The sequence below is a fragment of the Microbacterium sp. K35 genome, assembly GCF_004794375.1.
GTDB classification, from domain to species: Bacteria; Actinomycetota; Actinomycetes; order Actinomycetales; family Microbacteriaceae; genus Microbacterium; species Microbacterium sufflavum.
The window spans coordinates 1-6,082 of record NZ_SSDM01000361.1 but is presented as its reverse complement, the minus strand read 5'-3'; the positions used below and the strand labels follow the sequence as shown (position 1 = coordinate 6,082).

Annotated in this window: 7 protein-coding genes, 3 tRNA genes and 1 pseudogene; 6 read left to right on the top strand and 5 right to left on the bottom strand. The window is 70.0% G+C overall.

Annotated features, from left to right (window positions below):
• The coding region (locus DW299_RS14895; RefSeq protein ID WP_275090594.1) for a PP-loop family protein at window positions 1–225 on the bottom strand (225 nt) is incomplete at its 3' end.
• A 74-nt stretch (window positions 226–299) separates the two neighbouring features.
• On the opposite strand from DW299_RS14895, the gene DW299_RS14890 reads away from it, so the two are divergent.
• Together DW299_RS14890 and ppa are read left to right on the top strand one after the other, a co-directional pair.
• On the top strand, window positions 300–956 hold the full coding sequence (locus DW299_RS14890) for a TMEM175 family protein (protein WP_136037045.1): 657 nt from the start codon (window positions 300–302) through the stop codon (window positions 954–956).
• Between the two features lie 43 nt (window positions 957–999).
• Entirely contained in the window at window positions 1,000–1,491 is a 492-nt protein-coding gene (gene ppa, locus DW299_RS14885; RefSeq protein WP_096713254.1) for an inorganic diphosphatase, read from the top strand.
• Window positions 1,492–1,551: 60 nt separating this feature from the next.
• On the opposite strand, the gene DW299_RS14880 is transcribed toward ppa, so the two are convergent.
• Window positions 1,552–2,901, bottom strand: coding sequence for a M23 family metallopeptidase (locus DW299_RS14880; protein WP_136028535.1), 1,350 nt, complete (start codon window positions 2,899–2,901; stop codon window positions 1,552–1,554).
• Window positions 2,902–3,112: 211 nt separating this feature from the next.
• On the opposite strand from DW299_RS14880, the gene DW299_RS14875 reads away from it, so the two are divergent.
• The 3 genes from DW299_RS14875 to DW299_RS14865 all read left to right on the top strand — a co-directional run bounded on the left by DW299_RS14875 (window position 3,113) and on the right by DW299_RS14865 (window position 3,431).
• Window positions 3,113–3,185, top strand: a tRNA-Glu gene (locus tag DW299_RS14875).
• 31 nt (window positions 3,186–3,216) lie between these two features.
• Window positions 3,217–3,290, top strand: a tRNA-Asp gene (locus DW299_RS14870).
• Window positions 3,291–3,358: 68 nt separating this feature from the next.
• Window positions 3,359–3,431, top strand: a tRNA-Phe gene (locus DW299_RS14865).
• 44 nt (window positions 3,432–3,475) lie between these two features.
• Here the strand turns inward: DW299_RS14865 and DW299_RS14860 are convergent.
• Window positions 3,476–4,522, bottom strand: coding sequence for an alpha/beta fold hydrolase (locus DW299_RS14860; protein WP_168443155.1), 1,047 nt, complete (start codon window positions 4,520–4,522; stop codon window positions 3,476–3,478).
• Between the two features lie 62 nt (window positions 4,523–4,584).
• On the opposite strand from DW299_RS14860, the gene DW299_RS14855 reads away from it, so the two are divergent.
• On the top strand, window positions 4,585–5,043 hold the full coding sequence (locus DW299_RS14855) for an anthrone oxygenase family protein (RefSeq protein ID WP_136037043.1): 459 nt from the start codon (window positions 4,585–4,587) through the stop codon (window positions 5,041–5,043).
• Between the two features lie 117 nt (window positions 5,044–5,160).
• On the opposite strand, the gene DW299_RS14850 is transcribed toward DW299_RS14855, so the two are convergent.
• Together DW299_RS14850 and DW299_RS19215 are read right to left on the bottom strand one after the other, a co-directional pair.
• Window positions 5,161–5,577 carry a hypothetical protein gene (locus tag DW299_RS14850; protein WP_136037042.1) on the bottom strand — a complete coding sequence of 139 codons (417 nt, stop codon included), beginning with the start codon at window positions 5,575–5,577 and terminating at the stop codon, window positions 5,161–5,163.
• 60 nt (window positions 5,578–5,637) lie between these two features.
• A pseudogene (locus tag DW299_RS19215) lies at window positions 5,638–6,082 on the bottom strand (hypothetical protein); the annotation flags it as partial.

Genomic DNA, 6,082 nt, shown 5'->3' with positions numbered 1-6,082 from the left:
CCGCTCGGCCACCGCGGCGGAGTCGTCCTGCAGCCCGTGGTCGACCGTGACGGCGGCGACGCGGAGACCTCGCTTGGCGGCCTCGAACGCGGTGGCGGCGGCGAGCGCGAGGGAGTCGGCACCGCCCGACAGCGCGACGATCACGGTGCTCCCTTCGGGGAGGTCGGCGAGCGCGGTGCGCACGGCGAGGCGGATCTCGGCGACGGCGGGATCGAGCGACGGCATCACTCCACGCTAGGGCACCGCCAGCGCCTCGCGACCCCCTGGCTCCCGCCCACCCTCGCCGATATTCTGGCGCGGTGACCGAGAACGCGAGGCCGTACCTGTATCGGACCGAGCGGTTCACGGCCTTCGTCGACGCGGTCGTCGCGATCGCCATGACGCTGCTCATCCTCCCGCTGCTGGAAGCCGTCTCCGACACGGCGGCGGGGAATCGGAGCACGGCCGAGTTCTTCACGGAGCACTCCGGCCAGCTGCTGAGCTTCGCGCTGAGCTTCCTCCTCATCGCGGTGTTCTGGATGGGGCATCACAGCCAGTACCGCGACGTCGAGCGGATCACCCCGGCGCTGCTGTGGATCAACGTGGGCTGGATGGCCACGATCGTGTGGCTGCCGGTGCCGACGGCGATGCTCGGCCAGCTCGACTCCGATCCGCTGCAGGCGGTCGTGTACATCGGGACACTGATCGGCACGCAGGTCACGACCCTCGGCGGCTGGCTCTACCTGCTGCGCCACCCGCAGCTCACCACGGCGTCCGCGTCGGTGCTCCGCGCGGGCATCGTCGGCGACCTCGCCGCGATCATCCTGTTCGCGATCGCCCTGGTCATCGCCGCGCTCGCCGCGCCGAACGGCTACGCCGCGCTCCTGCTCCTGCTGCTGAACGGGCCGCTCGCGCGCCTGCTGAACCGGCGCGCACGCGGTGACCGCACGGACGTCGAGCCGCCGGCCCGCGAGTAGGCTGGTCGGCGGCATCCAACCGAACTTTCTGAGGAGCACACGCATGGGCGCACACGACGCCGTCATCGAGATCCCGCGCGGCAGCCGCGTGAAGTACGAGGTCGACCACGAGACGGGGCGCGTGCACCTCGACCGCGTGCTGTACACGACCTTCGGCTACCCGGCCGACTACGGCTACTTCGACAACACGCTCGGCGAAGACGGCGATCCGCTCGACGTGCTGGTGCTGCTCGACCACGCGATCTACCCCGGTGTCGTCGTCGAGGTCCGCCCCGTCGCGGTGCTCAAGATGAGCGACGAGGCCGGCGGCGACGACAAGCTGGTCGCGGTCCTGTCGAAGGACCCGCGCTGGGCCCACATCCAGGACATCGACGACATCGCCGAGTACACGAAGAAGGAGATCGCCCACTTCTTCGAGCACTACAAGGACCTGGAGCCCAACAAGTGGGTCAAGGTCGACGAGTGGGGGAACGCCGCCGAGGCGCAGCGCATCCTCGACGAGGCGATCGCCCGGTTCGGCGAGCAGGGCCACTGAGCTGATGCAGAAGACCCCCGGAGCACGGCGCTCCGGGGGTCTTCTGCTGCGCGACCGATCTCAGACGGAGATGCCCCGGTCGGCCATGAAGTTGATGGGGTTCGTGTAGCGGCCGTTGATGTACACCTCGAAGTGCAGGTGGCAGCCGAACGAGCCGCCTGTGTTGCCGGCGTAGGCGATGACCTGTCCGGCCTCGACCCACTGGCCGTTGCGGACCGCGAAACCACCCGGCTTGATGTGCGCGTAGCCCGTGGCGACACCGCCGCCGTGCTGGATGCGCACGTAGTTGCCGTACCCGCCGTTGTAGAAGGCCGCGTCGACGGTGCCCGAGTGCGCCGCGTAGATCGCCGCCCCGCAGCCGTTCGCGAGGTCGACCCCGTAGTGCCAGCTGGACGAGCAGCCGCGGGAGTTGCACTGCTGCGAACGGGGACCGTAGCCGGAGCTGCGGTAGCCGCCGTGCGGACGGACCCATCCCCCGGAGCCCGGGGTTCCTCCTCCACCGCTGTTGCCCCCCGCGTTCGCGGCGGCCTCCTCGGCGGCACGGCGCTCGGCCTCCTTGCGGGCGGCCTCGACGCCGGCCTGGTACTGCGCGACGGTGGTGGCGGTGGTGTCCTTGAGCGCGGCAAGCTGCGCCTGCATGGTCGCCAGGTTCGCGGACTGCTCGTCGAGGGCGGCCTGCGCCGCATCGGCCGCCTGCTGCGCGGCGACCATCTTCTCCTCGGCGATCTTCTGCAGCCGGTCGCGCTCGTCCCGCGCGACGACGGCCTGATCGCTGAGCGACTGCGCGGCGTTGCGGGCGGCGACGGCGTCGTCGTACACCGAGCGGTTGTACTCGAGCAGCTTGTCCATCGAGCCCAGTCGCGCAAGGAGCTCATCGGCGTTGCTGGCCGATCCGGCGAAGAACAGCTCGAGCGAGGTGTTGTCGCCGCCGTTGCGATACAGCTGCGCAGCGACCTGCCCGGCCTTGCGGGCGGACTCGTCGGCCGCGGCGGCCTGGGCGTCGGCCTTCTCCTGCAGCGCGTCGGCTTCGGCGATCGCGGCGAAGTAGGCCTGCTGGGCGTTGTAGAACTCGTTCGACGCGGCCTCGGCGGCGGCCTGGGTCTCGGCGACCTTCTGCGTCAGCGACTGGATGAGGCCTTCGATCCGCGAGACCTCGGCGGCCTTGGCGGCTTCGTTCTGCTTGGCGCGCTGCACGTCGTCCCAGCTCGGGTACGACGCGGCATAGGCGGCGGAGACGCCCGACGAGATGCCGAAGGCGCTGAGGGCGACCACGCTGAGGGCGCCGAGGCCGATGGCCCCGCGACGGCTGATGCCCGCCTTCCAGAACGCATGGCTCTCGGCCGGGCTGGGCGCGCAGCCGCACTCCGCGGAGGCGGCGGAGGCAGCATCCACCGGATTCTTGTCGTTCACGCGGCCCCTTCCGCCGGTTTCACAGATGTCACACTAACAACAACATTCACATCCGCACCAGCGAAATGGCACGGCCCCCGCAGCACCATCGTGACCTCCATGGTCCTCCCGAAACACGCCCGGGGGAAGACGCATCGCCCTCGATTCGCGATTTGCTCGCGTCATCCCTTATGCTTGAGCGTCGGCAAGGAAGTCCTCCCGGGACTGACTCGGCCCCATCGTTTAGCGGCCTAGGACGCCGCCCTTTCACGGCGGTAGCACGGGTTCGAATCCCGTTGGGGTCACTCCATCCGATACAATTGAAAACACCAGTATGGCCCTGTAGCGCAGTTGGTTAGCGTGCCGCCCTGTCACGGCGGAGGTCGCGGGTTCAAGTCCCGTCAGGGTCGCTCCGTGCGACGAGCTCTTTCTTCGGAGAGGGCTCTTCGTCTAGGACGCGGCAGCACCATCGCCGCGCGGCTCTGTAGCTCAGTTGGTAGAGCGTTCGACTGAAAATCGAAAGGTCACCGGATCGATGCCGGTCGGAGCCACAAGGCTGATCATTACAATCAGCCCAGAAACCCTCGCCTAGCTTCTACATGGCGGGGGTTTTGCTTTGCCCGCCCACCGGCATCGCGTCGACCGCATGGGGCAGCGCGCGGGTGACGAGACTCACGAGGAACTTGCCCGGCTCCTCGAGCATGCACAGATGCGCCGAGTTCTCGAACCAGACGACGTGCGTCGACGGTGCCGTCACGTGCTCGAGCCAGCGCACGACGGGGCCCGTGGGCGTCGTCCAGTCGTGGCGTCCGAGGAACTGCAGCATCGGCACCTCGAACGCCGTCTGATCGCGGGCGTCGAAGCCGAGCAGGGCCGGGAGCACCGCGGTCATGGTCACCTGCTGCCCGACGCCGATCAACCCCAGGTCGGCATCGGTGTAATACGGAGACAGCTCCTGCGACTCCGTGAAGTACGCGAAGTCGGACCGATACGCGGACAGCCCCCCGTAGTGCTGGGCCCACCTCCGGCAGGTCACGATGCGTTCGACGGTCAACGGCTCCGCGCCGGGATACTCCCCGAGCGACTGCAGCTCCGCGACCGCCCGCTCATTCCCATCCGCGACGGCACTCCGCATCGCGTGACCGAAGCTCTCGACCTCGTTCTCGGGACCGCAGATCACCTGGCCGACGCCGATGTACGCCCACAGCAGGTCGGGTCGCTGCCTGGCCACAGTGAGGCCGATGATCGTCCCCCAGCTGTGGCCGAGCACCCCAACCTTCCGGACGCCGAGCTCGGCCTGCACCCACGCGATCAGCTCCACGAGATCGTCGACATACCTCTCGACACGGAGATCCAGCCCGTCGGACACGGTCGCCGCGGACTTGCCACTGGCGCGCTGGTCGTAGTTGACGACGGTGAAGTACTCCTCGACCCCGCGCTGCCAGATCCACGACGACGGCAACGACGGGAGCGCCGGACCGCCGTGGCACACGACGAGCACCGGGTTCGCCCTGCTGCGGCCGCGGATCGAGACGAACTGCTCGACGCCGCCGAGCTCGACGAACGCCGTGCGGTCGATCGCCTCGGGGTTGGGAAGGCGGCACAGATCCGCGATGACGGTGCGGCCGAGGTCTTCGCTCATGTCGGTCAGCCTAGGAGGGCCGCGCATCCGCGGCGACGCGACGATGTCGTAGAGTGCCCGACGTGGAGCTCACAGACGCACTCGCCGCCGTCGGCCTCGTCCTTCTCGCGCTCGGAGGCGGCACGTTCTGGTCCTTCTCGACCGGGGTCATGCCGGGCCTCGGGCGCACGGACGACCCGACCTTCGTCACCTCGACGCGCGCCATCAACCGCGCGGTGGTGAATCCGCTGTTCCTCCTGCCGATCTTCCTGCCCCCGGTGTTCCTGGTGTGGGCGGGCGTGCTCGCGCTGGACTCTGCGCGCGGGTGGCTGCTCGCCGCCGGCGGGGTCGTGTTCTTCCTCGGCGCTGTCGTCGTCACCGTGGCCGGCAACGTCCCGCTGAACAACGCGTTGGACAGCTCGACGACTTCTGCCGCGACCACACGCGCCGCGTTCGAACGCCGATGGAACGCGCTGAACGGCGTGCGCTCGGTGGCGTCCGTCGTCGCGATCGCGGTCGCGGTGTGGGCTCTGCTCGTCTAGCTGCGCGCCCGCTCCGCACTGCGGGTACTGATGGGGCTCACCGAGGCGTCGCCCCCGACACCTCTCTGCCCGATCACGGCCTGACCCTGGCGCTGCCCCGGACGCAGACGCTCGCCCTCACCCCGCCGGCACGAACACGTTGTCGAACAGCCGCTCGGTCCCCTCGGGGGCGGGCGAGCCGTCCGACGCGACCTCGTACGTGCCCAGCTCGCCGCTGAGGCGCACCCAGGTCCCGTTGTCGGCACAGCCCGTGGCGTACGCGTCATCGCTCTCATACGCGACCACGCAGATCCCGCTGCCGGACGCGGGTCGTGCGAGCCACAGCGACACGTCGCCGTCCTTCCCCACGAACCGGGCGGTGTCCGGCGCGACGACGCCGTCGTTGTCGTCGACCGCGGCATCCGGCAGGGCGTCAGCCGCCTGAGGCTCCTTCTCGAGCACGGCGAAGTCCGCCCCGCCCATGCATCCGGACAACACGGTGGCCATGACCACCGCGGCCACGCCCACAGCGCCGACCCTCGTGCTCCGCTTCACGGTGCCCCCTCGCCTCTCCGTATGCCAGCCATCGTCGCACACGTGCCGCGCAGACCGGGCTCAGAGCGCATCGAGTGCCCGCTGCGCCGCCTCGCGATCCCGCGCCGCCTCGTCGCGCGACGCCACGGCCTCCTCCTGACGCTCGGTCGCCCCCGGCAGCTCTCCCGCGATGCGCTCGGCCTCTGTGCGCAGCTGTGCGAGCTGCGCCTCGAGGTCGGCGATGTCGTCGTCGAGCTCCTCGGCGCGCGCGCGAAGCGTCCGCAGCACATCGTCCTGTTTCGCCACTGCACGCTCCGCCGCCGCGAGCTCCTTCTCCGCCGCGGTCACGCGCCGTTCGGCCTCGCGTCGAGCCCGCCGCGCGGAGAGCTCATCCGCGCGGCGCGGCGCGGCGGGCGCGAGTGTCGGCACCTCCCCCGCCACGGCCTCGCGGACGTCGTCGCCCGACGCGTTCGGCTCCAGGGCGCGCAGGAGTCGCCCCGACGCCACCGCCGCCGCCGCGTCGGGG

What these genes read in the sequence shown, in the direction of transcription:
- ppa (WP_096713254.1), top strand. Translation starts at nt 1,000, where the DNA reads ATGGGCGCACACGACGCCGTCATCGAGATCCCGCGCGGCAGCCGCGTG.
- DW299_RS14860 (WP_168443155.1), bottom strand. Translation starts at nt 4,522, where the DNA reads ATGAGCGAAGACCTCGGCCGCACCGTCATCGCGGATCTGTGCCGCCTT.